The organism is Acinetobacter gyllenbergii (assembly GCF_001682515.1).
Taxonomy (GTDB): Bacteria; Pseudomonadota; Gammaproteobacteria; order Pseudomonadales; family Moraxellaceae; genus Acinetobacter; species Acinetobacter gyllenbergii.
This window is the reverse complement of record NZ_KV575263.1, coordinates 100,112-122,399: the sequence shown is the minus strand read 5'-3', so window position 1 is coordinate 122,399 and position 22,288 is coordinate 100,112. Positions and strand designations below refer to the sequence as shown.

The 22,288-nt window shown below is 43.1% G+C and carries 22 protein-coding genes; 9 read left to right on the top strand and 13 right to left on the bottom strand.

What is annotated here, in order from left to right; genetic code table 11:
- The first annotated feature begins 173 nt into the window (after positions 1-173).
- Positions 174-653 carry a hypothetical protein gene (locus tag NG55_RS09695; RefSeq protein ID WP_032865886.1) on the top strand — a complete coding sequence of 160 codons (480 nt, stop codon included), beginning with the start codon at positions 174-176 and terminating at the stop codon, positions 651-653.
- Positions 654-688: 35 nt separating this feature from the next.
- Positions 689-1,333: a hypothetical protein gene (locus NG55_RS09690; protein ID WP_065343137.1), complete on the top strand. Its 645-nt coding sequence runs from the start codon at positions 689-691 to the stop codon at positions 1,331-1,333.
- Between the two features lie 433 nt (positions 1,334-1,766).
- Here NG55_RS09690 and pyrE read toward each other — a convergent pair whose 3' ends face one another.
- Complete coding sequence (pyrE, locus tag NG55_RS09685) at positions 1,767-2,417, bottom strand: orotate phosphoribosyltransferase (protein ID WP_065343136.1); 651 nt, start codon at positions 2,415-2,417, stop codon at positions 1,767-1,769.
- 41 nt (positions 2,418-2,458) lie between these two features.
- On the opposite strand from pyrE, the gene NG55_RS09680 reads away from it, so the two are divergent.
- A complete protein-coding gene (locus NG55_RS09680; protein WP_005209503.1) occupies positions 2,459-3,283 on the top strand; it encodes an exodeoxyribonuclease III in 825 nt (274 codons plus the stop codon).
- A 424-nt stretch (positions 3,284-3,707) separates the two neighbouring features.
- Positions 3,708-4,058, top strand: a complete 351-nt coding sequence (locus tag NG55_RS09675) for an arsenate reductase (RefSeq protein WP_016542622.1) — start codon at positions 3,708-3,710, stop codon at positions 4,056-4,058.
- Between the two features lie 69 nt (positions 4,059-4,127).
- Here NG55_RS09675 and NG55_RS09670 read toward each other — a convergent pair whose 3' ends face one another.
- Complete coding sequence (locus tag NG55_RS09670; protein WP_016542621.1) at positions 4,128-4,565, bottom strand: DUF2147 domain-containing protein; 438 nt, start codon at positions 4,563-4,565, stop codon at positions 4,128-4,130.
- A gap of 204 nt (positions 4,566-4,769) precedes the next feature.
- Between NG55_RS09670 and NG55_RS09665 the strand changes: the two genes are divergently transcribed.
- Positions 4,770-5,681 (top strand): alpha/beta hydrolase, encoded by a 912-nt coding sequence (locus tag NG55_RS09665; RefSeq protein WP_065343135.1) that lies wholly within the window; start codon positions 4,770-4,772, stop codon positions 5,679-5,681.
- 271 nt (positions 5,682-5,952) lie between these two features.
- Positions 5,953-7,140 carry a GGDEF domain-containing protein gene (locus NG55_RS09660; protein ID WP_016542619.1) on the top strand — a complete coding sequence of 396 codons (1,188 nt, stop codon included), beginning with the start codon at positions 5,953-5,955 and terminating at the stop codon, positions 7,138-7,140.
- Between the two features lie 34 nt (positions 7,141-7,174).
- On the opposite strand, the gene NG55_RS09655 is transcribed toward NG55_RS09660, so the two are convergent.
- The 5 genes from NG55_RS09655 to NG55_RS09635 form a co-directional block, all read right to left on the bottom strand.
- On the bottom strand, positions 7,175-7,870 hold the full coding sequence (locus NG55_RS09655) for a glutathione S-transferase family protein (RefSeq protein ID WP_065343134.1): 696 nt from the start codon (positions 7,868-7,870) through the stop codon (positions 7,175-7,177).
- A 2-nt stretch (positions 7,871-7,872) separates the two neighbouring features.
- Positions 7,873-9,723, bottom strand: a complete 1,851-nt coding sequence (gene dsbD, locus NG55_RS09650) for a protein-disulfide reductase DsbD (protein ID WP_065343133.1) — start codon at positions 9,721-9,723, stop codon at positions 7,873-7,875.
- A gap of 77 nt (positions 9,724-9,800) precedes the next feature.
- A complete protein-coding gene (locus tag NG55_RS09645) occupies positions 9,801-10,529 on the bottom strand; it encodes a transporter (protein ID WP_171257963.1) in 729 nt (242 codons plus the stop codon).
- A gap of 80 nt (positions 10,530-10,609) precedes the next feature.
- Entirely contained in the window at positions 10,610-11,155 is a 546-nt protein-coding gene (locus NG55_RS09640) for an ankyrin repeat domain-containing protein (RefSeq protein WP_016542615.1), read from the bottom strand.
- Between the two features lie 142 nt (positions 11,156-11,297).
- Positions 11,298-11,672 carry an HPF/RaiA family ribosome-associated protein gene (locus NG55_RS09635; protein WP_016542289.1) on the bottom strand — a complete coding sequence of 125 codons (375 nt, stop codon included), beginning with the start codon at positions 11,670-11,672 and terminating at the stop codon, positions 11,298-11,300.
- 370 nt (positions 11,673-12,042) lie between these two features.
- Here NG55_RS09635 and NG55_RS09630 point away from each other — a divergent pair, with 370 nt between their 5' ends.
- From NG55_RS09630 to NG55_RS09620, 3 genes are all read left to right on the top strand, one after another.
- On the top strand, positions 12,043-12,768 hold the full coding sequence (locus NG55_RS09630) for an outer membrane protein OmpK (RefSeq protein ID WP_065343132.1): 726 nt from the start codon (positions 12,043-12,045) through the stop codon (positions 12,766-12,768).
- A gap of 134 nt (positions 12,769-12,902) precedes the next feature.
- A complete protein-coding gene (locus tag NG55_RS09625; RefSeq protein ID WP_065343131.1) occupies positions 12,903-13,454 on the top strand; it encodes a GNAT family N-acetyltransferase in 552 nt (183 codons plus the stop codon).
- Between the two features lie 81 nt (positions 13,455-13,535).
- Positions 13,536-14,273 (top strand): hypothetical protein, encoded by a 738-nt coding sequence (locus NG55_RS09620; protein ID WP_065343130.1) that lies wholly within the window; start codon positions 13,536-13,538, stop codon positions 14,271-14,273.
- Between the two features lie 267 nt (positions 14,274-14,540).
- Here NG55_RS09620 and urtE read toward each other — a convergent pair whose 3' ends face one another.
- The 6 genes from urtE to parE all read right to left on the bottom strand — a co-directional run bounded on the left by urtE (position 14,541) and on the right by parE (position 22,288).
- Positions 14,541-15,239 (bottom strand): urea ABC transporter ATP-binding subunit UrtE, encoded by a 699-nt coding sequence (gene urtE, locus NG55_RS09615; RefSeq protein WP_065343129.1) that lies wholly within the window; start codon positions 15,237-15,239, stop codon positions 14,541-14,543.
- A gap of 9 nt (positions 15,240-15,248) precedes the next feature.
- Complete coding sequence (gene urtD / locus NG55_RS09610; protein ID WP_004657105.1) at positions 15,249-16,076, bottom strand: urea ABC transporter ATP-binding protein UrtD; 828 nt, start codon at positions 16,074-16,076, stop codon at positions 15,249-15,251.
- Complete coding sequence (gene urtC, locus NG55_RS09605; protein ID WP_065343128.1) at positions 16,077-17,147, bottom strand: urea ABC transporter permease subunit UrtC; 1,071 nt, start codon at positions 17,145-17,147, stop codon at positions 16,077-16,079.
- 4 nt (positions 17,148-17,151) lie between these two features.
- On the bottom strand, positions 17,152-18,774 hold the full coding sequence (gene urtB, locus NG55_RS09600) for an urea ABC transporter permease subunit UrtB (protein WP_065343127.1): 1,623 nt from the start codon (positions 18,772-18,774) through the stop codon (positions 17,152-17,154).
- A 91-nt stretch (positions 18,775-18,865) separates the two neighbouring features.
- A complete protein-coding gene (urtA, locus tag NG55_RS09595; RefSeq protein WP_065343126.1) occupies positions 18,866-20,146 on the bottom strand; it encodes an urea ABC transporter substrate-binding protein in 1,281 nt (426 codons plus the stop codon).
- 258 nt (positions 20,147-20,404) lie between these two features.
- On the bottom strand, positions 20,405-22,288 hold the full coding sequence (gene parE, locus NG55_RS09590) for a DNA topoisomerase IV subunit B (RefSeq protein ID WP_065343125.1): 1,884 nt from the start codon (positions 22,286-22,288) through the stop codon (positions 20,405-20,407).

Below are 22,288 nucleotides of genomic sequence, written 5' to 3'. Positions count from 1 at the left end.
CGCATGACCACAGACCTCATCATCGTTTTATTTCCTATTTTTTATAAAGACACCTCTGTATACTATGCTCTTGAAATAACCGCTTATAAGCTCAACTTTCCAAAACGATTAGATCAACGCAGATGTACAAAATAATTCTAATTCTCTTTTTATGTGGGCTATCTACCGCCTGTATGAATGCAAAATATATTGATGATCCAGATCAATATTTTGATCTTTTGGGTGAAACAACAGAAAGTAAAAATTTTGAGCGATTTGTTCATCAACTCGAACCCAAAGAAATGCCCCAGCTCAGCAATCAATTCTGGAATGACGAATTTCCTAAGCTTGATTTCTATGATCAAAGCTTAATGTTTCCTCAAAATGGCATCGAAATGCTGTTAAAGAATAAAAAAATTGTCTCGATCAAGTTATATCTACCTGATCAAGAGGTTTCATTTGCAAACTATAAAGGGCGAAAATTACCCCTCGGTCTTTTCAGTGATGACACCGAAAAAGAAGTGACGAAAAAACTAAAGACCCACAAAGACACCAATACCAATCCTCATCGGAACGTCAAAGAATTTGAAACTGAAAAAGCCAGTGTTGCGATTGATCAAGCCACTGGAAAAATCATTTACATCGAACTACATGAGCACCCCCTACAAGACTAAAACATTAAGCAATTAATTAAATTGGATAATTTTGAATGAAAAGCACACTTAAATATGTATTTGCCAGTATCGTTTTACTGCAATCGAGTCACAGTTTTGCAGATAAAAAGATCAGTACAGAAGAAAAGGCCGTTTATCAAGATATCGGTGCATTACTATTCGGTCAGTCTAAAGATACTCAAGTCACGTCAACCCCTGATGGTGTTTATATTGAATCTCTATTTTGTCGGAAACAGACGCCTCCTTTCGCAGCATTATTAAAAGGGCGACTCGCCATCAAACAGGATCAGGCCTTAATTTCTCTTTTCCAAAATATGTTCTGCGCACCTGCAGATGCGGATTCGCAAGTGAGCTTAAAAGCTTTTTCAAACCAGATTCAGGATTCACTGCCCTTTAGTTTGGCCCCTTATATGGGGATGCAAGAGTTAGGACACTGGTCCCTCAAGGATTCTATCGTCCTTTCCAATACCCCAGCCAAACAAGTTGAAGTCAATATGTTTGGATTAAACCCTAGACAGGTTTCAAGCTCAGTGGTTTTTTGGCAGGTTGTTTCACCCACACAAGTACGTGTTTGGTTTGGTATGTTTAAAATGGCCCCTTCAGATGCCATTATCTATGAATTTAAATTTAAAGATCAGCACTGGAAACTCACCCATCTTTGGATGAGTACTCGTTTGTAAAATAGAGACGAGATAAAAATTATCTCAGCTGAATAGTCGAATATTTTTTGTGAAAATACCAACTGGGGACGACTAAAAATAATGGTCCGATTCACGTTTATAGAAGCGCTTTTTCTTATTCCTGTTCTATTTTGGCCAATCACTCAAGTTGTATTGGCTATACTACTGGCACTTTGCTATAGCTATCGCCGTTATTCCATAGCTAAATATCTTTTGTTCTTCTTTATCCTACTCACCGTCTTTTTCTCACTCACTGTAATTTTTTTCTTTTGGAACAACTGGATATAAAAAAGAGTATAAAGTGGTCAAAATCTTAAAGCCCACCCGTTATTTCGCAAGCCAACAGCAACTGGACTAAGATCAAAAATCAATCCAACCTGCGCCTTATAATAAAAAAGGAAGCCTCAGCTTCCTTTTCGTTCACATCTAAAGCTTAGATGCCATATTTTTCACGATAGGCCTGCATGTTGGCCAAAGCGTCTCTTTCGCCTTTTGTATCTAAATAATCCATCAAATCTTTCATGGTAATCAATGCATGAACTGGAATTTCGAGTTCTTTTTGTACTTCCTGAATCGCAGAAAGCTCACCTTGACCACGTTCTTGACGATCTAGCGCAACCAATACACCTGCAATTTCAGCACCTGCATTCTTTAAAATGGTCACAACTTCACGAATCGCAGTCCCCGCAGTGATCACATCATCAATGATCCAAACTTTTTGACCTGCAACCGATGCACCCACCAACACACCGCCTTCACCGTGATCTTTGGCTTCTTTACGGTTAAAGCCCCAAGGTACGCTCTTACCATGCACTTGAGACAATGCCACCGCTGTTGCTGCGACAAAAGGAATCCCTTTATACGCTGGACCAAAAATCACACCGACATTGTCGCATTGTACTAGTTTGTCGGCATAGCCTTGCGCTAACAAAGACAGTGCTTCACCATCGTTTAGCAAACCTGCGTTAAAGAAATAAGGACTGACACGGCCTGATTTTAAGGTAAACTCACCAAATTTAAGCACTCCACGTGATAATGCGAGTTCGATAAAAGCTTGCGGATGAAATGACACAGGCGTTGTCATATAAAGTGCTCCAAATTCTTCAATTGAGGTTAAACAGACGTATGATACCAAAGGATAGCTATCCAAGTGATGTAAAAATTCTTCGAGTCGTTTCAATTAACGTAAATGGCTTGCGCTCATCAGTCACCAAAGGCCTGCTCGAATGGTTAGAACAGTCAGGTGCCGATGTGGTATGTATGCAGGAAAGCCGCATCACCCATGAACAATGGACCGATAAATTTAAACCAGAAGGCTGGTATACCCACCTGTTCCCTGCTGAACGCGCAGGCTATGCAGGTACGGCAATTTATAGCCGTCTGCCATTTGTATCGGTCAAAGATGGTTTAGGCTTTGAACTCGCCGATTCCCAAGGCCGTTTTACCACGGCGGAATTTGATTTAGGCTTGTCACAAACTGTTCATATTGCCTCGTTATACTTGCCATCAGGATCAAGCGGTGACGAAGCGCAAGCACGCAAAGACGTGTTTTTACAAGAATACGCCAAAATACTCAAACAGTGGCGAGATGAAAATAAATCAATCATTGTCTGTGGGGATTACAATATCGTGCATAAACGCATCGATATTAAAAACTGGTCAGGCAACCAGAAATCTTCGGGGGTTCTGCCACATGAACGTGCTTGGCTCGATCATATGTATGATGAGTTAGGTTATGTGGATAGCTTCCGCGAAGTTCGCCCTGAAGCAGAATTGTATTCATGGTGGTCAAATCGCGGTCAAGCACGTGCGAAAAATGTTGGGTGGCGTATCGACTACCATGCCTGCTCTCCAGACTGGAAAGCACGCACAACAAATGCATGGGTGTATAAAGAACAATGGTTTAGCGACCATGCACCGGTGATTATCGACTATAAAATACACGAATAAGTGAACACTTGTTCACTTTGATCGCTTCTTTAGCTTACATAACTTGTCGCTTTTGTGTATTTTTATTTCACTTCTAGAACGGCATTATAGCTTCACGGCACAGGGAAGCGGTCAGGATGACCAAAAAGGGATAGGACGCCGTAGGAAGATAAAATAAACTTAGATTAAGTTTATTTGCATGGATGAGACATTGGACGTTGAAATGAGACCCGCATAATCAGGAAGATTATATGCGGGTTTTCTCTTTTCTAAATCTTGGATTTTATTTCTTTAATTTATCTTTATCACTTCTGCTCAAACTACATAATTATTTCTGTTTCATATACATGACCGATCAACATGATAAAAAATTTCAACTGGTACATTCCCCTACTTTTACGTTAGGCTTTGACTCATCTCTTTTATTGTTTTTATGGTTTTTCACATGTTTAAAATTTACGGGATTAAAAATTGTAATTCGATGAAAAAAGCCTTTGATGCATTACAAGCCAACGGTATCAATTACGAATTTCATGATTATAAAAAACAAGGCATTGATGCAGAGACTTTAGCACTCTGGCTAAAAGAGATCGGTGCGGACAAAGTACTGAATAAAAAAGGCACCACATGGCGCAAACTCACTGCCGATGAGCAAACACATGCCACCAGCAATGAACAGAACCTGATTGAAGCCCTAATTGCGCAACCAAGCCTGATTAAGCGTCCTGTACTGCAAACCCCTCAAGGTTTTGTGATTGGCTTTGATGAAGCCACCTATCAAGCTTTATCCGCTTAAACGCTAAAGATGAGCAGAAATAAAAAAACCGAGTATCATGACTCGGTTTTTTTATTATTTAAATTTAGCTTAGTTGGCACGAATCCAAGTTTGGTTACGACCTAAAGCAGCGACACCAATATAGCCACGTAATTTCAGCTTCTTACCACCTTCAATGATTTCAGCTTTCAATTTATAGGTTTTACCATTTTTAGGATCGATAATTGAACCGCCATCGTAATTCACACCACCGACATTTTTCAGACCATTCACAATGGTCACGCCTTTCAGTGGTTTGTTATGATACGTTCCTTCACACTTAGAGCAGGCATTTTCCTGACCTGCCACTAAATACTTTTGAATTGATGCAGTGAGCGTTCCATCCTTTTGCTCCGTGAACTTCACGATCGCCTTTGGCTGTTTTGTTTCATCATCAATGGTCTGCCAAACACTGCCATTCAGCGCATCCGCTGCATTGGCAAAAGTTGTCAAACCGAGCAATCCAAATGCTAAAGCAATTTTCTTCATTTTTGTAATATCCTTAAGGGGTCTTTCAAACTGAAAGTATTGAGAACTTCAATCAATATTGCAATTCTTGATTATGACTATTTGGTATAACCTGAGTAAGGGTGTCATAGCGCACATTTTTTCAGAGATTATCGTCGTGCGTAGCCATCACTTATTTTCAAGAACTTTCTTATTGGTATACTGATCTAACAATATGGAAAAATTATGAAATTTGCTACTGTTTGGAAATATTATTTTACTGAATCTTTACTTAAAGCGACGATTCGGACACCGAGTCAATTTAATTTGGCCCCAAATGCATTACGCCCTTTACTCGATCAATTGTGTCGCCTATTTCCACAAGATCCAACAGTACAAGTTCGCCCGATCCGCTTAGCAGGTGTGCGCGGAGAAGAAATTAAAGCGCAAGCTACCGCAACACAGCTGATCTTCCACATTCATGGTGGTGCCTTTTTCCTCGGCAGTTTAAACACGCATCGCGCCTTAATGACCGATCTTGCTGCACGCACCCAAATGCAAGTGATACATGTTGATTATCCACTTGCACCAGAACACCCTTATCCTGAAGCGATTGATGCGATTTTCGATGTTTATCAAGCGTTATTGGTACAAGGGATTAAACCCAAAGATATTATTATCTCTGGCGACTCTTGCGGTGCTAATCTTGCTTTGGCACTGTGTTTACGTCTCAAACAGCAAACTGAGTTGATGCCAAGTGGCTTGATTCTGATGTCGCCTTATCTCGATCTGACCTTAACCAGTGAGTCGCTACGCTTTAACCAAAAACATGATGCACTCTTGTCTATCGAGGCCTTACAAGCAGGTATCAATCATTATCTCACAGATAACATTCAGGCCGATGACCCACGTGTTTCCCCCTTGTTTGATGACTTAAAAGGGCTTCCACCCACCTTGGTACAAGTCGGCTCTAAAGAAATTCTATTGGATGATTCAAAACGCTTTAGAGAAAAAGCGGAAAAAGCCGATGTCAAAGTCCAGTTCAAGCTGTATACCGGCATGTGGCATAATTTCCAAATGTTTAATGCTTGGTTCCCTGAAGCCAAACAGGCATTGGCCGATATTGCCGATTTTGCCCATGCACTTGATCGTGACTGAACCAAATAAAATCGTGTAAAAAATGGTCAGCTATGGCTGGCCATTGTCACTCTTAATTCCCTTTTGTCATCATAAAATAAAAGTCATTGGATATTTAGATTACAGCTGATTTATCAAAGAATTTTTCCCGTCCTAATTTGCACTAAAAGCCTAGAGTTCGTCTTTTTTCTCATTCTAAAGATGTTATTGTTATTTCAATAATCGTTCTTCAATATTTTGACGACAGATCTACAGTTGCTGGGAATCTCATTGCATAAAAGGATGCATGCCAATGGTGAAGATTCGTTTTAATCGGACAACTGACACAAAAGGATGGGGCTTTAAGCTTTCTTGGGAACATCATATTGTAGTCAATTGGACCATACTTAAAAAAAGTATTTTATTGCTGATACTGGCTGCATTTATGAGCCTATTTTGGATCAGCTGGGACATTTTTGTGCTGACCCACCCCCAATATGCCGAATGGGTGAATCTCGGGATTGTGCGTTCACACTTAATCACCAGTCTGATTACCTTAACGGTGATGCTGCTGCTGATTATTCCTTGTGCGATATTTAAAGATCGGACTTGGGCACAGAATGTGCTCCCGATTCTCAGTGTGCAAATTTTCACAGCGATGCTGTGCCACAAAGGCTATCTCGCAGGCAGTTTTAGCCCAGCCACCATGGTCGGCTATGTCAGTGTTGTCGGTGTGGGTTTGGTTCTATTTGACCGCAGGATGGTCTATTGTGCGCTTATTCCTGCAACATTGGCTTTGCTGCTTTGCAACTATCTAAGCATGATTGGGGTGTTGACCTATGCGCCCCTGTTCAACATGCAACGCTTAAATGAAGTACCAATGCATCCTTTTTGGGTGGGCAGTATGGTGTTTTTCTTATTGCCAATTTTGTTAGCCTGCTTATTTTTATTTGAAATCTTGTTAACGCAATGGCGGACTCGGGAGATGACCATTCAAATTCTCAGTCGTCTTGATCCGCTGACCAATGTGCTCAATCGGCGCAGCATTGGGGGCTATTTGAATAAGTTACACCAACATCCGAACCCGCTGTACTCGATTATCCTGCTTGATCTGGATCATTTTAAAAGCATTAATGATCAGTATGGACACAGCATGGGGGATCAAGTCTTGGTCCAAGTTGCAAAATGCTTGACCAACAATCTACGCGATCAAGACATTATTGGTCGTTTTGGTGGAGAAGAGTTTATTTTATTACTGCCCAGTACCACGACCATACAAGCTCAAAGCATCGCAGAACGCTGCCGTATTGCTATCTCACAACTGCGTTTTATCACCGACTATAAGCAAGAATTTAGCATCAGCGCCAGCTTTGGGATAAGCAGTTCACTCAGTGCCGATGAGCCACATTTGATCATCAGTCAGGCTGATCAAGCTCTGTATGCAGTCAAAGCAGAGGGCCGTAATCAAGTTAAAATCTTTACTGAACTGGCAATAACCTAGACTGATTAGGGCTTTGCCAATCCTCACTGAACCCTTATGCTTTCAAAAATTCTTCTCGATGTTGCCGATAAGGCTCGTCAAAAGGTACAAACATCTGCTCTTGTCTGGCCTCGGCTATCCATTGCTGTACCGATGCCAAAGACAAGATTTTTTGCACATAGGCTTGGCTGGATGCAGACAATGGCAGTTGATAACATTCAAAACGCATTACCACAGGCGCATAGAATGCATCGGCAATACTAAACTCGCCACATAAAAAGCCGTCTTCGCTCGGACGTTCAGACCAGATCTGATCAATTCGAGCCACATCGGCACGTAACTGCGCATGTTCGGCCCAGAGTTGTTTGCCAATATGACCTAGATCCGCTTCTACATTCATGGGGCAGAGATTGCGTAGGCTTTGAAAGCTGCTGTGCATTTCTGCACTAATACAACGTGCTCTAGCCCGTAATGTTTTCTGTTGTGGCCACAACTCTAGCTCAGGGTGCTGTTCAGCAATATATTCACAGATCGCCAGACTATCCCAAACGATGAGATCACCATTCACTAATGCAGGGACTTTCCCCGTTGGATTGAGCTTTAAAATCTCTGTTTTAAATTCACTTTCAGGTTCAAAGCTATCAAACTGAATCACATGCTCCTGAAAGGAAATTCCCGCTTGTGTAAGTAAAATCCATGGGCGCATCGACCAAGTAGAGTAGTTTTTATTGCCGATAAAGAGCTGATACATGATTATGGTTTCCCTTTAAATAAAGCCAGTTGTTGTAATAGTTCTGATTTCTGGAATGCACCAGTCAAGCGCAGCGAGCGAATTTCTTGTTGTTGCTGATCTAAGAATAAGTAAGTCGGTGGCCCTAAAATATCCCACTGTGCCAATAGCGCTTGATGGGAGGCATCATAATGGCTTAGATCCATTTTAATCAGATAATAGCCCGACAATGCCTGCTGTACCTCTGCATCTTTTAAAATACGATGCTCAATCGGCTGACAAGCCACACACCAATCCGCATAGACATCAATCACAATGCCACGGTCTTTGGGTGCATTGGCTAAAATCTGCTGAAATTCATCTGCTGTTTTTGCCACATGCCATTCGGCCAATTGATCTGCCTGAACTGAACTGAGACTTTGAAAATGCTGATATTGATTAAAAGCCAGTGCTGGAATGGCTAAAATCAGTAACAATGCATAGAGCCATTGCAGCTTAGATTTCTGTACAAACAGACGATATGCCGCATAAACGATAAAGGCCAAACCTAGAACTAGGCTGAGAATTTGAATCGCGAGTTCTGGCAATAAAGGGCGAATAAAATAAATGCTCAAGGCCAGCATTAAAAAGGCAAAAATGACTTTGATTTGATTCATCCAGTCACCAGCTTTGGGTAAGGCTTTCGCCCCCAACACACTGGCGAGTAGCAATGGAATCCCCATGCCAAAACCGAGCGTAAACAGCAACAATCCACCTTGCCATTGACTCTGTGTTTGCGAGATAAACAGTAACACCCCCGCCAAAGGTGCGGTCATACATGGCCCAACCAACAGGGCAGAGATCATCCCCATGACACTAGCGCCAACCAAGGTACCGCCTTTTTGATTGGACTGCAGCTGATCCAGTCGATTGACCCAGTTCTGAGGCAGTTTCAACTCGAACAAGCCAAATAAATTGAGGGCAAACACCACAAACAAAAAGCTAAATGCAATCAGTGTCGCGGGTTGTTGTAACCAGCGTTGGAAATTCAATCCTGCTGCTGAAGCAATTAAACCCAATACCGCATAGACCAAAGCCATGCTCACGACAAAAGTCAGTGCAATCGACCAAGCCTTGACACCTTTATTGTCACGTACAATCAAGGAAGTCAAAATCGGCAGCATTGGTAAGGAACACGGCGTAAAGGCCAATAAAATCCCTAAGCCCAGGAACAGTAAAAGACTATAAGCCAAGGAATGCTGTTCCAGCGCACTGGACCATTTTTGGTCTTGCGCCATCACGCCTGAGTTATTTGAATCTGAGGTTTGCGCAGTTGGCTCAGCTTGCGCTTCATTATTGCTTGCTGTTTGGGTATTTAAAGCTTGAGATGAACGTACGACATCTAAAAAGCTTTTTTGGGTATTTGTGCTGACATTCTGAGCACTGACCAAGCCATCCGCATCAGTTTGGAATTCAATATTCTGTGGCGGATAACAAATGCGATCTTTGGCGCAACCTTGCCAAGTGACCCGATAATGTTGCGAGGCTTGAGTTGGAATACTAAATTCGGCTTGTTGATAATAAACTTGGCTATGACCATAGTTCTCATCATACTGCTCGACTGCTTTCGGTAAAGTCAGTGCAACGGGCTGATTACCCTGCTGCACTTCAAACTTATGCTGATAGAGATAATAATTCGGCTGAATTGACCAATGTAAACGTGCCTGATTGGACTGGGTAGATTCAACCGTAAATGCAAAAGCCTGTTCAGGACTCAGCAACTGTGCGGATGAATTTTCTTGGGCGTAAGTCAGAGACCCACATAACAGCAATAAAGTCCCGAGAAAGTAACGCATCAGCGAGAAAGACGTCCCCACCTGAACAGACATTTTCATGATTCTCTCACTACGACCTACCTGAAGCTCTCCCATTCATATAGAAGTGAGTTTAAGCACATTCAGGCGGATTGTTCTTAGAATAAAACCGATACGCCGAAGCCACCGTTATAACTTTTTTGATCGCCATTGAGGTCAACACCGATGCTGGCATCCAATTGCGTGCGATTATTCAAAGCATAAATCAGACCTGTACCAAGACCATATTCATAATCTTGGCTCTCGGCTTTACGGTAAACAAACTCTGAATAACCCGATAATTTACCAGCAATTTTATAGTCAATGGTTGGAATCGCAGTCACAGCCCAGTCACTGTTCTGTGCTTCATAACGCATGGTGATCGACGTACCAATCAGATCGCTAAACTCATACGCAACAGCTGAGGTGAGACTATAGATATCATCATGGTTGGTGAATTCATCATTACCGGTTGCAATAATGGCTTCTGCCAACAATGCCATGGATAAACGATCATCTTTTAAATCAATGGCTTTTTTCAAACCAATGCTGACATCGCCTAGACCATTGGTCTCTTTTTTTGTGCCCGCACGTTTGTATTGCTGCCACACTGGACCTTGCCAACCCAATTGCAATTCGAGGCCATCAGCCAAACCCGTACGCAATAACATGTCACCGTTGAGGGTTAAAGTCTTCTCTTTGACCCCATCGACCTTACCTTCTTGGTAACTCACACTCGGTAAACTTTGTTCCCATGCCAAATGTCCCACAGGGGTAATCCCTGTGCCCATACCCGCACCTGGGCGGTCAAACGAAAAGTCAGCCGCAAAAGCCGTACTTGTGAGCATTGATGCAGCCACTAAGCTCAATGTTTGCAATGTTTGCAATGTTTTCATTCTATTCCTCATTCTATTTCTAATGGCTTCGCTTATGCGCTGAGCTCTTTTGACATTTTTGCACCATGTTGGCGTAGCAATTCCAGTGTTGCACGCTCTTCTGGCAATGATTCTGACCAATCAATCTCATCAAATTCACAATCAAAGAATAACTGGCTGATCGAAGATAAAATGGTGAGACCTTCTTCGTCACGGGTATTTGGATCTACTTTTTCATCAAGTAAACGTTGAACCACAGGTACACAAGCAGAACTTGCTGCATCCCAAAGTGGACCGTAGAATTCTTCTGCATCCCACAAATGTAAATTGGCTTTGGCTTGAATAAGCGCATCTAAAATATCAAGATAGACTTTAAGTTCTTGTTGCTTTTGTTCTTCGCTCAACGGTTTACCTGCTTCGTAAGCTTCACAGATTTTTTCCCACCACGCGAATAAGCCATCACAAATCAAAGAAACAGGTGGGCCTTGTTCAGGATCAATAAAATTTGGGTCGAGTCCTTCAGCAAGTAAAGTTTGCACTTGGTCTAAATCGAGTTGTTGTATGGCTTGCACCAAGGCCTGCTGTTGCTTATTTAACATGACCAATTCTCACAATATTTTTTAATGGGTCTATTATGCCGAATATCCTGACAGGATTTTATAAAAGCATCTAAAAAATCATGTATAAATTTGATACACGCATAAAAAAAGCCCTAAACAGGGCTTTTTTTATGCGTCATTTTTACGCTTCATCATCCACTTTTACGTCGTCATCGACATCAACATATTCTGGTAAACCACCACGATGATGCTCTTTTTTCTCATATAGATGCTCCAAACTACGTTTCAGTTTCTCAATCGCACCATGAATCGAATTATCAATATTGCCTGCTTTATGTGTTACTGCAACAGGTTTCATTCCTGCTGGACGAGCCTCAATCATACAACGTTTGTCATGATCGCCCGTTTTCTCCCCGTTCTCATCACTAATATGAACCGAAAAATGTGTAATACGCTCGCTATAGCGTTGAAATTCTTGTGTAAGTTCTGCACGAACATAACTGATTAAGCGTTCACTACCTTGAATGTTTTTATCTGTACGGATTTCAATATTCATAAATATCTTCCTCTCTTATCTGTGAGACGGTGCTACAAAACTTTCTTATCTGGCACACTTTGAGCATGCAATCATTCAGTGCAGTTGTATATTCTGATTATGTAAATACCTGTTGTCTCCTCGCTTTGCATCTGTTGCTTTTCAGTATGTAAGAAGATCTTCTATACCTCCAATATCTGACTTTCCTTTGAAATATGCAAGCTGATTTTTGACATTTTGATGAAATCTTCAACAAAAAGTTGCTTAACATTCATGCCTTTTTAGACACGTCTATGCATATACAATTCTTTTGTTCATTTGGTCAAATTTGGCTTTATTTTTGCTTAATACCTTGTATCCTTGACACGCCTTTTGGGGGGAGATTTTTTAAATGCAATTGAAGCAACTTGCAGCAACAGGTTTATTGGTATCTACAGCAGCGTTCACTCAAGCAAAGCCAATTTGGCAAGATTTCAGCTTGACTGGTTTGTATGGTGAGAACTACGAAGTTGTTGATGAAAAGCAAACAACCATCACGGTTGAATATGCGGCAAAAGTAAAATATGCCGATGTATTCTTCTTTATGGACCGTATGCGTGGCAGCGATGACCACAAAAGCACCTATTTCGAGCTTTCTCCACGTTTAAGCTTGGGTGAAATTTCAGGTCAAAAACTTGCGTTTGGTCCAATCAAAGATGTGCTGATCTCAACTACTTGGGAAAGCAACAATGATGACTTTTCTAGCTTTGACAACTTCTTGTATGGTGTCGGTTTCGATCTTGCCATTCCATATTTCCAATATGCGAATGTAAACTTCTACCGCGCCAACAACGAAAATACCGCTGATGACTATCAAATGACCATTGCTTATGCTTTGCCATTTAAAGTATCGAACGAAGATTTCTTGGTGGATGGTTTCCTTGACTGGTCGACTGGCGAAAAAGATCACGCCAGCGAACTGAACTGGACCACACAATATAAGTGGAATCTAGGCAAACACATTTCACCAGACACTCGCCTTTATTTAGGTGTTGAGCATTCAGTTTGGAATAACAAATTTGGTATGAAAAACCGTGACGAAAACAACGTCAGCGCTTTGATTAAATACCATTTCTAATCTGATTAGAATGTTAAAAAACAGCAAGGATTCCCTTGCTGTTTTTGTTTGCATCACCGAATATAAATGCGAGTTGATCTTTTGTTCGACCAATGTTGCATCTGTTGTTTTTCCTGATTTGATGACCTTCGCCCATGTCTGTAAATATTGCACTTGCCGCTTCTGCCCTAGCCGCACATTTCCACATTCGTTTTGCCACGGTGGATGACCTCGAACAAATCCTCGCGATCTATAATACAGAGATCCTGAATGGCACAGCGAATTGGAATGATCAGGCGGTTTCCTTAACAGATTATCAGCAACGTTTTCACGGCATGCAGCAACAACAATTTCCCATGATCGTGGTTGAAGACCTAAATAGCCATCAAGTGGCAGGCTATGCCTATTACACTGCATTTCGGACCATCAGCGGCTATCGCCAAAGCATTGAACATTCTGTTTTTGTTGACCCAAGCTACGCTCGCCAAGGACTGGGTAAAGCGCTGATGCAACAGCTCATTCATCTGGCCAAACAGCAAAACATGCATATCATGGTAGCTGCGATTGATAGTGAAAATAAGGGCTCGATTGTGTTACATGAACAGCTTGGCTTTATTCAAACTGGTTATATGCCACAAGTGGGTCAAAAGTTTGGCACATGGCGGGATTTGGTCTGGATGCAACTGCAACTCACAGAATCTCAATAAAAACCTTACTGTTACCCTACTGTCCTACGACTAAATTGTGGCTTAGAATGAAAGCAATACTTGATTTCAAAAATAGCCAAAATGATTAAAACATCTCAACTCAGTCTGTGTATTTCCGTTGCAATCGCTTCAAGCGCGAGCTTTGCCGAAGTTTCTTTTGAACAAGAATTGCAACAAGGTTGTGCCAAAGTAAAGCAATATGCGCAGGCAGGTAAAAAGTTTTACGATCAAAAACAATATCTCAAAGCTGCCAAGCAATTTGAAGACCAAGCTGCATGGACACATTTCTGTCAGGCCAATGCTGATGAAAGTGGCATTCAGGTCAGTGACCGAGACATTGAAATCGCCAACAATAATGTCGGCTTGAGTTATGCCAAATTGGGCAAACCGCAATGGGCCAGAGTCTGGTTTCTCAGAGATAAGGGTTCTAAAACCAGTCAATACAACTTAAAACAGTTGCCCAAGCCAAAACTATCTTCAGACTTACAAGGGACTTATGTCCGCGCCAATGGTTTTGGGCAATGGGATTATCTCAAAGTCAGTAAAAAACAGAATCAATATGCGATTGCATTTGATGGCTATTACTTCGGGCTGCGCGGCTTGATCTATGGCCCGAATATGGGGCAGTTTGAAACGAGTATGCCACTCAAGTCAAAACAAGCCAGCTATCGCTATGAGGACTGTCAAATCAAACTTCAATTCGCCAATGATGCAAAGCTTGGACAAAAAATTGAAGTTGAACAAAACAGTGGTGAGTCCTCATGTGGCTTTGGACACAATGTTCATGCAGGTGGCACGTTCTATAAGGTTGAAGGTTAACAAACCATCAAAAGTCAGCCTCAAATATGATACTCGGAAATGTCATCTACAACCTTCGTGGTATTCGCAAGAGACTGTTTTTGCAATATCATTTGATGTATTGAAAGAAGCGAACAGGTTTTGTAGATGACAATGCCTTTGCCTACTTTGGGCGAAACCAAAGTAGGGCGAACCGCAGGTTTATCCTAAGATTAGATATAAAACAATAAGATTCCACAATGATCACTGTTTAATCAGGCCGTAGGTGGAAAATCTCTTTCGAGTGTTTTAAATCGCCACCAACTCCCGAATCCCCTTTTCAGGCATTTCTACCCCTAGCCCCTGTGCAATCACCTGCCCACGCGCCATCACGGTATACGCATCCGCCAACTCTTCGGCAAAATCATAAAACTGCTCCACCAAAATAATCGCCATTTCACCTTGATCAGCCAACTTACGGATCACCCGCCCAATATCTTTAATAATTGAAGGCTGAATCCCTTCGGTCGGTTCATCCAGAATTAATACGCTTGGCTCTGAAGCCAACGCTCGAGCAATCGCAAGCTGCTGCTGCTGCCCCCCCGATAAATCACCGCCACGGCGGTGCTTCATTTCATCCAGTACAGGAAAGATTTCATATAAATGGCTTGGCACCTTACGTGTCTTAGCCCCTGAGAATTTCGCCATGCCAATTAAAATATTTTCTTCTACCGTTAAAGTCGAAAAGATATCGCGACCTTGCGGCACATAGGCCAAACCTGCTCGCACCCGTTGCTCAGGGGACATTTTGGCGATATCTTTACCATCCAGCAAAATTTGCCCTGACTTAATCGGCAGAATCCCCATCAAGCATTTCAGCAAGGTGGTTTTGCCCACCCCATTACGGCCTAAGACCACACTACATTCACCCACAGGCGCGTTAAAAGACACATCACGCAGAATATGACTGCCACCATAGAATTGATTAATTTGCTTCACTTCTAGCATGTGTCTCTCCTAGCGTCCTAAATATTTTTCAATCACATCTTCATTGGCCTGAACTTCTGCCAATGTACCCTCGGCCAAGATTGCCCCTTGTGCCAGTACCGTGACTTTTTCACTAATGGTGTCAATAAAGCTCATGTCATGTTCAACCACCACAAGGGTGTGATTCTTTTTCAGTTCCAGACACAGTTCAGCGGTGCGTTCAGTTTCAGCATCGGTCATCCCTGCAACAGGCTCATCCAGTAAAATTAATTTTGGTCGTTGCATCAGTAACATACCAATTTCCAACCACTGTTTTTGCCCATGTGACAGCAGACCCGCGGGCTTGTGTACAAACTCCTTTAAACGAATCTGTTCCAAACTTTCATCCAAAGCCAGTTGCGCTTCTGGGTCTAAACGAGAAAAGAAGCTTTTCTTCACCCGTTTATCTCGAGGTGCTGCCAACAGTAGATTTTCCATGACAGTAAAATTTTCAAATACTGTTGGTTTCTGGAATTTTCGACCGATGCCTGCTTCGGCAATTTGCTCGGTACTCATTTTGGCAAGATCATAGTTTTGCCCAAAAAATGCCGTGCCTGTGGTTGGACGGGTTTTACCAGTAATCACATCCATCAGCGTGGTTTTTCCTGCCCCATTCGGTCCAATAATGCAACGCAACTCACCCTCGGCAATGTACAGCGACAGATCATTGAGCGCCCGAAATGAATCAAACCAGACACTGACTTTTTCCAGATATAAAGCAATGCCATGGCTAAAATCCGCACCTTGTGGCTTGGCACGACCATAGCCCTCGCCCAGTTGACCGCCATGTTGAGCTGAGTCTATTAATACATCACTCATTTAATCACGCTCCTTTTTAAAACGGTCAAATAAACCAATCACACCCTTAGGTAAGAACAAGGTCACCACAATGAACAGCGCCCCCAAGATCAATAACCACGCTTCTGGCGCAGCCACAGTGAAGTAGGTTTTTACTGCATTGATTAAACCTGCCCCTAAAATCGGGCCAATCAAAGTGCCACGTCCACCCGCAGCCACCCACACCGCCATTTCGATTGAGTTGACGGGGTTCATTTCACTTGGATTGATGATGCCCGCCTGCGGCACATATAACGCCCCAGCAATACCCGCAATCACCGCCGACAATACCCATGCCGACAGCTTGTACCACAGGGTGCGATAACCGAGATATTGCAAGCGATTTTCACTGTCACGAATTGCACCCAAGACCCGTCCATAAGGACGATTCATCAGTTGGCGCAGACCAAGGAAGCACAACATCAACATCAACGCAGTCACAAAGCATAGCGTTGCGCGCATTGGTGCAGAGGTAATATCAAAACCCAAAATTGTTTTAAAGCCTGTAAAACCATTATTGCCCCCAAAGCCTGTTTCATTACGGAAGAACAGTAACGCTGCAGCAAAGGTCATGGCTTGAGTAATAATCGAGAAATACACGCCTTTGATTTTGGAGCGAAAGGCAAAAAAGCCAAAGATAAATGCGATCAAACCTGGTACAAGAATGACTAAAGCCAAGGCCCAAGCGATATGCTCAGTCCCGATCCAATACCAAGGCAACTCGGTCCAACTGAGGAAGCGCATAAAATCAGGCAGACCGTCACCTGCGGATTGACGTATCAGGTACATGCCAAAGGCATAACCACCCAAGGCAAAATACAAACCATGCCCCAAGCTTAGAATTCCAGCATAGCCCCAGACCAAATCCAATGCCAAAGCCACCAAAGCCAAACACATGATTTTGCCAATCAAGGTAATCCAGTAAGCAGACAGATAAAAGGCCGAGTCAGGAGATAACAGGTGTAGCCAAGGCAACAACAATAGCACGCCGAAACAGACTACAATCGCCACAGCGCTATACGGTTTGTCGGCAAATAAAGAAGTGATTTTCATTGGCTTACTCCACAAAACGGCCTTTGATGGCAAACAAACCTTGTGGACGCTTTTGGATAAACAAAATCACAAGAACCAAGAGAATAATTTTTGCGAGCACTGCGCCTAAGCCAATCTCTAAAACTGTACCGCTAATCCCCAGTCCGAGTGCTGCCAATACCGCACCCCACACTTGACCGACACCACCAACAACAACCACAAGGAAGGCATCAATAATGTAGTTTTGACCGAGATCTGGGCCAACATTCCCCACCTGCGCCAAGGCACAACCTGCCAACCCAGCCAAGCCTGAACCCAGACCAAAGGCCATCATGTCAATTCGCGCAGAACGGATGCCCACTGCACGTGCCATTTGACGATTTTGTGTCACCGCACGCACAAATAAACCAAAACGGGTTTTATTGAGTAAAAACAGCAGCAGTAATAGCACTGCAACAGTAAAGCCAATAATGGCAATTCGGTTATAAGGCAGCATTAAGCTTGGCGTCACCGCGATGCCACCACTCAGCCATGCCACGTTAGAAACCTCGACATTTTGCGCACCAAACACCATACGCACCAATTGCATCAGGATCAGACTCACCCCAAAGGTCGCAAGTAAAGTCTCCAATTGACGGCCATACAACGGACGGATCACGGTGCGTTCAATCAACATGCCCATCAAGGCACTGACCAGAAAAGCCGCAGGAATTGCCGCCAATAGATACCAGTCCACCAGCCCAGCAAAATGGGTTTTAAAAAAGCTTTGAATCACATAGGTGGTATAGGCACCGATCATGATCAGCTCACCATGTGCCATGTTAATCACCCCAAGCAGACCATAGGTAATGGCTAAGCCGAGTGCCGCAAGCAGCAAAATGCTGGCCGTACTCAGACCTGAAAAGACATGGCCTGACCACTCACTGATTTGTAATCGGGTTTTAATTTTATTGTGTGCATCCTGCAACGCTGCCTTCAATGCAGGATTGCTTTGCGGTTGTTCTAAAGTTTGATTGATTAAGGCGAATACATCAGGACGATTTGAATCAGCCAAGACCTTTACTGCTTCAAGCTTGGTAAACGCATCAGCACTGTTAAAATCCAAACGGGCTTTGAGCTGTGCTAAACGTGCTTTGACCTGATCATTTTTTTCATTCAGATAAAGCTGCTTCACCATCGTTACATCGAGTTCAGCCAAATTATTTTCTAAAATATCCACCGCAGCTAAACGTTGTGAAGCATCTGTAGAATTCAGCTTGGCCTTGGCTTGACCAAAATTCAGCGCCTTGCGTAAGGTATTCACCAAAGTCACTTGGGATAAATCCGCAGGCCATTGTTCCAGCGCCTGCTGCTCAGGATAACTGAACAGCTTGTCATCATTTTTTAACAGATAAGTATTGCCTGCGCTATCGGTATACAGCTCATTTTGATCAATATAGGCGACCAGTTGATCCAGTTGTTCAATACTGGCAGGCCATTGATTGAGCATGGCACGACGCGTCGCAAAATCGGACTTCACAAAGGTCTGAATGGCATCTTGAGAAGCTGTAGACGTCACGGTTGTTGCGGATGTGGCTTCTGCCCATACTGGACTAAAAATCATCTGTGCCATGATGCAGAGCAGTGCCAAAACATAGTGTTTCGCCATAGAACTCCCCTTATGATTAACGGTTTTAAATAGATCAAAAAATCAGAATAAAAATACCTGCTGCCAATACAGCACAGCAGGCGAAAAAACTTTATTTCGGGATATACGGACTCCAAGGCTCCGCCTTGATGGTTTGCGGTGTTTTATAGACCACATCAAATTGACCATCAGCACGGATTTGCCCAATCATTACGGGTTTATGCAGATGGTGATTGGTTTCATCCATTTTGAGCGTGTAGCCCGATGGTGCAGCAAAGGTCTGACCTGCCATCGCATCACGGACTTTGTCGACCTCTGTCGTGCCTGCTTTTTCAACCGCTTGCTTCCACATATTGATACCGACATAGGTCGCTTCCATCGGATCGTTGGTCACCACTTTGTCTGCATTTGGAAGTTTGTATTCCACTGCATATTGTTTGAATTTATTCACAAACTCAGTGTTCTTCGGATTTTTCACCGACATGAAATAATTCCATGACGCTAAATGACCGACCAATGGTTTGGTATCGATCCCACGTAATTCTTCCTCACCCACCGAGAAGGCCATCACAGGAATATCCGATGCTTTAATGCCTTGATTGCCTAGTTCACGATAGAACGGCACATTGGAGTCGCCATTAATAGTCGAAATTACCGCAGTCTTTTTACCCGCAGAGAACTTCTTAATATTGGAAACAATGGTTTGATAATTGCTGTGACCAAATGGGGTGTACTCTTCCATGATGTCAGCATCCGCTACACCCTTCGACTTCAGGAAGGCACGTAAGATTTTATTGGTGGTTCGTGGATAGACATAATCGGTGCCGAGTAATACAAAACGTTCTGCTTTACCGCCTTCATCCCCCATCAAGTATTCAACCGCTGGAATCGCTTGTTGATTTGGCGCTGCACCGGTGTAGAAGATATTTTTAGATTGTTCTTGGCCTTCATATTGCACGGGATAGAACAACAAGCCATTCAGTTCTTCGACCACAGGTAGAACTGATTTACGCGAAACGGATGTCCAACAACCAAAAATGACTGCGACCTTATCTTGAGTAATCAACTGACGGGCTTTTTCTGCAAACAATGGCCAATCCGATGCAGGGTCAACAATCACAGGTTCTAATTTTTTACCCAGTACCCCACCATTGGCATTGATCTCATTAATGGCCATCAAGGCAGTGTCTTTCAGCGACGTTTCTGAAATCGCCATGGTGCCCGAAAGTGAATGTAGAATCCCGACCTTAATGGTATCGCCGCTGGCTGCGGGCGCAGTTTTGGCTTCTGTTTTGGTTTGTTCTGTTTTTTCTGCTGGTTTTGAACAGCCAACCAGACCGATCCCCATCATGGCTGTCATCAGGATTGACATCGACATCAATTTGTTTTGCATCTTTCTCTCCACCCATCAATATTGTGATTTTTACTGGGTGGAGTTATTCAATTTCTGTGCCAACACAACAAGCTATTGTTTTTAATTAATTTAAATAAAAACGAAGCCTTAATTCTTTCATCTTGTATACAACATTGCATACAAAAAATACGCGATGAACTAAAATGATGCAAATTTGTTCAGCTCGGACATTAAAAGTTCAGCTAAAGAAAAAGCCAAGCTGATGCTTGGCTTTAATCCAACAATGAAACGAAGCGCTTAAACAGTAATATCCGCCAAATTACCCTTTTGTTCTAACCAGTGCTTACGGTCAGCTGAACGCTTTTTCGCCAGCAATTTATCCAATAAACCTGCGGTTAAATGTGCATCATCCAAATCCAACTGCACTAAACGACGGGTGTTCGGGTCCATAGTCGTTTCACGTAACTGACTGGCATTCATCTCGCCCAGACCTTTGAATCGGGTGATCTGTGGATTCTTATTACCTTTGACTTTTTTCAGGATGCTCTCGAGCTCGTCATCATCCAAGGCATAGTACACCTCTTTACCAATATCGATACGATAGAGTGGTGGCATTGCTACGAACAGATGACCTTCCTCAACCAAAGTCGGGAAATGTTTGACGAATAAAGCGCATAATAAAGTGGCGATATGCAGACCATCTGAGTCCGCATCGGCAAGGATACAGATCTTGCCATAACGTAATTCAGACAGATCATCACTGCCCGGATCAACGCCAATGGCGATAGCAATATCATGCACTTCTTGAGAGGCTAAGACCTCGTCCGAAGAGACTTCCCACGTATTCAGGATTTTTCCGCGGATCGGCATAATCGCTTGGAAATTCTTGTCGCGTGCCTGTTTGGCACTGCCGCCTGCAGAATCCCCTTCGACAATAAACAACTCACTGTCTTCACGGGTTAAACCAACACAATCGGCCAATTTACCTGGTAAGGCTGGGCCCGCTACAATCTTTTTACGTTCAACTTTTTTCGCCGCTTTGAGACGACGCCCTGCTTTGGCAATCGCCATTTCAGCCAGTTGTGTCGCAATCTCCGCATGTTGATTCAACCATAAAGCAAACGCATCTTTGGCGATGTTCAGTACAATATTAGAGGCTTCGCGACTGGATAAACGTTCTTTGGTTTGGCCTGAAAATTGAGGCTCTTGGAATTTCAGCGATAGAATAAAGTTTACCCCATCCCAAACATCTTCCGCAGACAGCTTCATATTACGCGGCAACAAATTGCGTAATTCACAAAACTCACGTAAAGCCTCCGTCACACCTGAACGCAGGCCATTGACATGGGTCCCGCCTTGCGCGGTGGGAATCAAGTTGACATAGCTTTCCTGAATCTGCTCGCCGCCTTCCACATTCCAACAAATCGCAAATTCACAGGCTGCGCGGTCTGCTTGTCCACTACTGACAAATGCGGGATCTGGCAAGATGTCCCGATCTTGCAGTTTATCCATTAAATAGTCGACCAGACCATTTTCAAACTGCCATTCGATCTTTTCGTTATTGATTTTATCGTCATAAATGATTTTTAAGCCCGCAGCTAAAACCGCCTTGGCTTTTAAATTATGCTTCAATGCCTTCAAGGCAAATTTGGGACTATCAAAATATTTAGTTTCTGGCCAGAACCGTACTGTTGTGCCTGTCGCACGCTTAGCGACCTTACCTTCTAAAACCGACAAAGGGGCAACGGGTTCACCTTGTTCAAAGGCCATTTGATACAAATTACCTTGACGCTGCACTGCCACTTCAACACGGGTCGATAAGGCATTGACCACCGAAATCCCAACCCCGTGCAAACCACCCGAGAACTGATAATTATCGGTGCTAAATTTACCGCCAGCATGCAGTTTGGTCAGAATAATCTCGATACCACTTTGCCCATATTCTGGATGGATATCGACTGGCATACCGCGTCCATTATCTTCAACCGACAATGAGCCATCTTCATAGACCGTGACACAAATTTGATTGGCATGTCCTGCAAGTGCTTCATCGACTGCATTATCAATCACCTCTTGCGCCAAATGGTTTGGACGTGAGGTATCGGTATACATGCCTGGTCGACGACGAACAGGATCTAAACCAGAAAGAACTTCAAGGGATTGGGCCGTGTATTGTGTCAC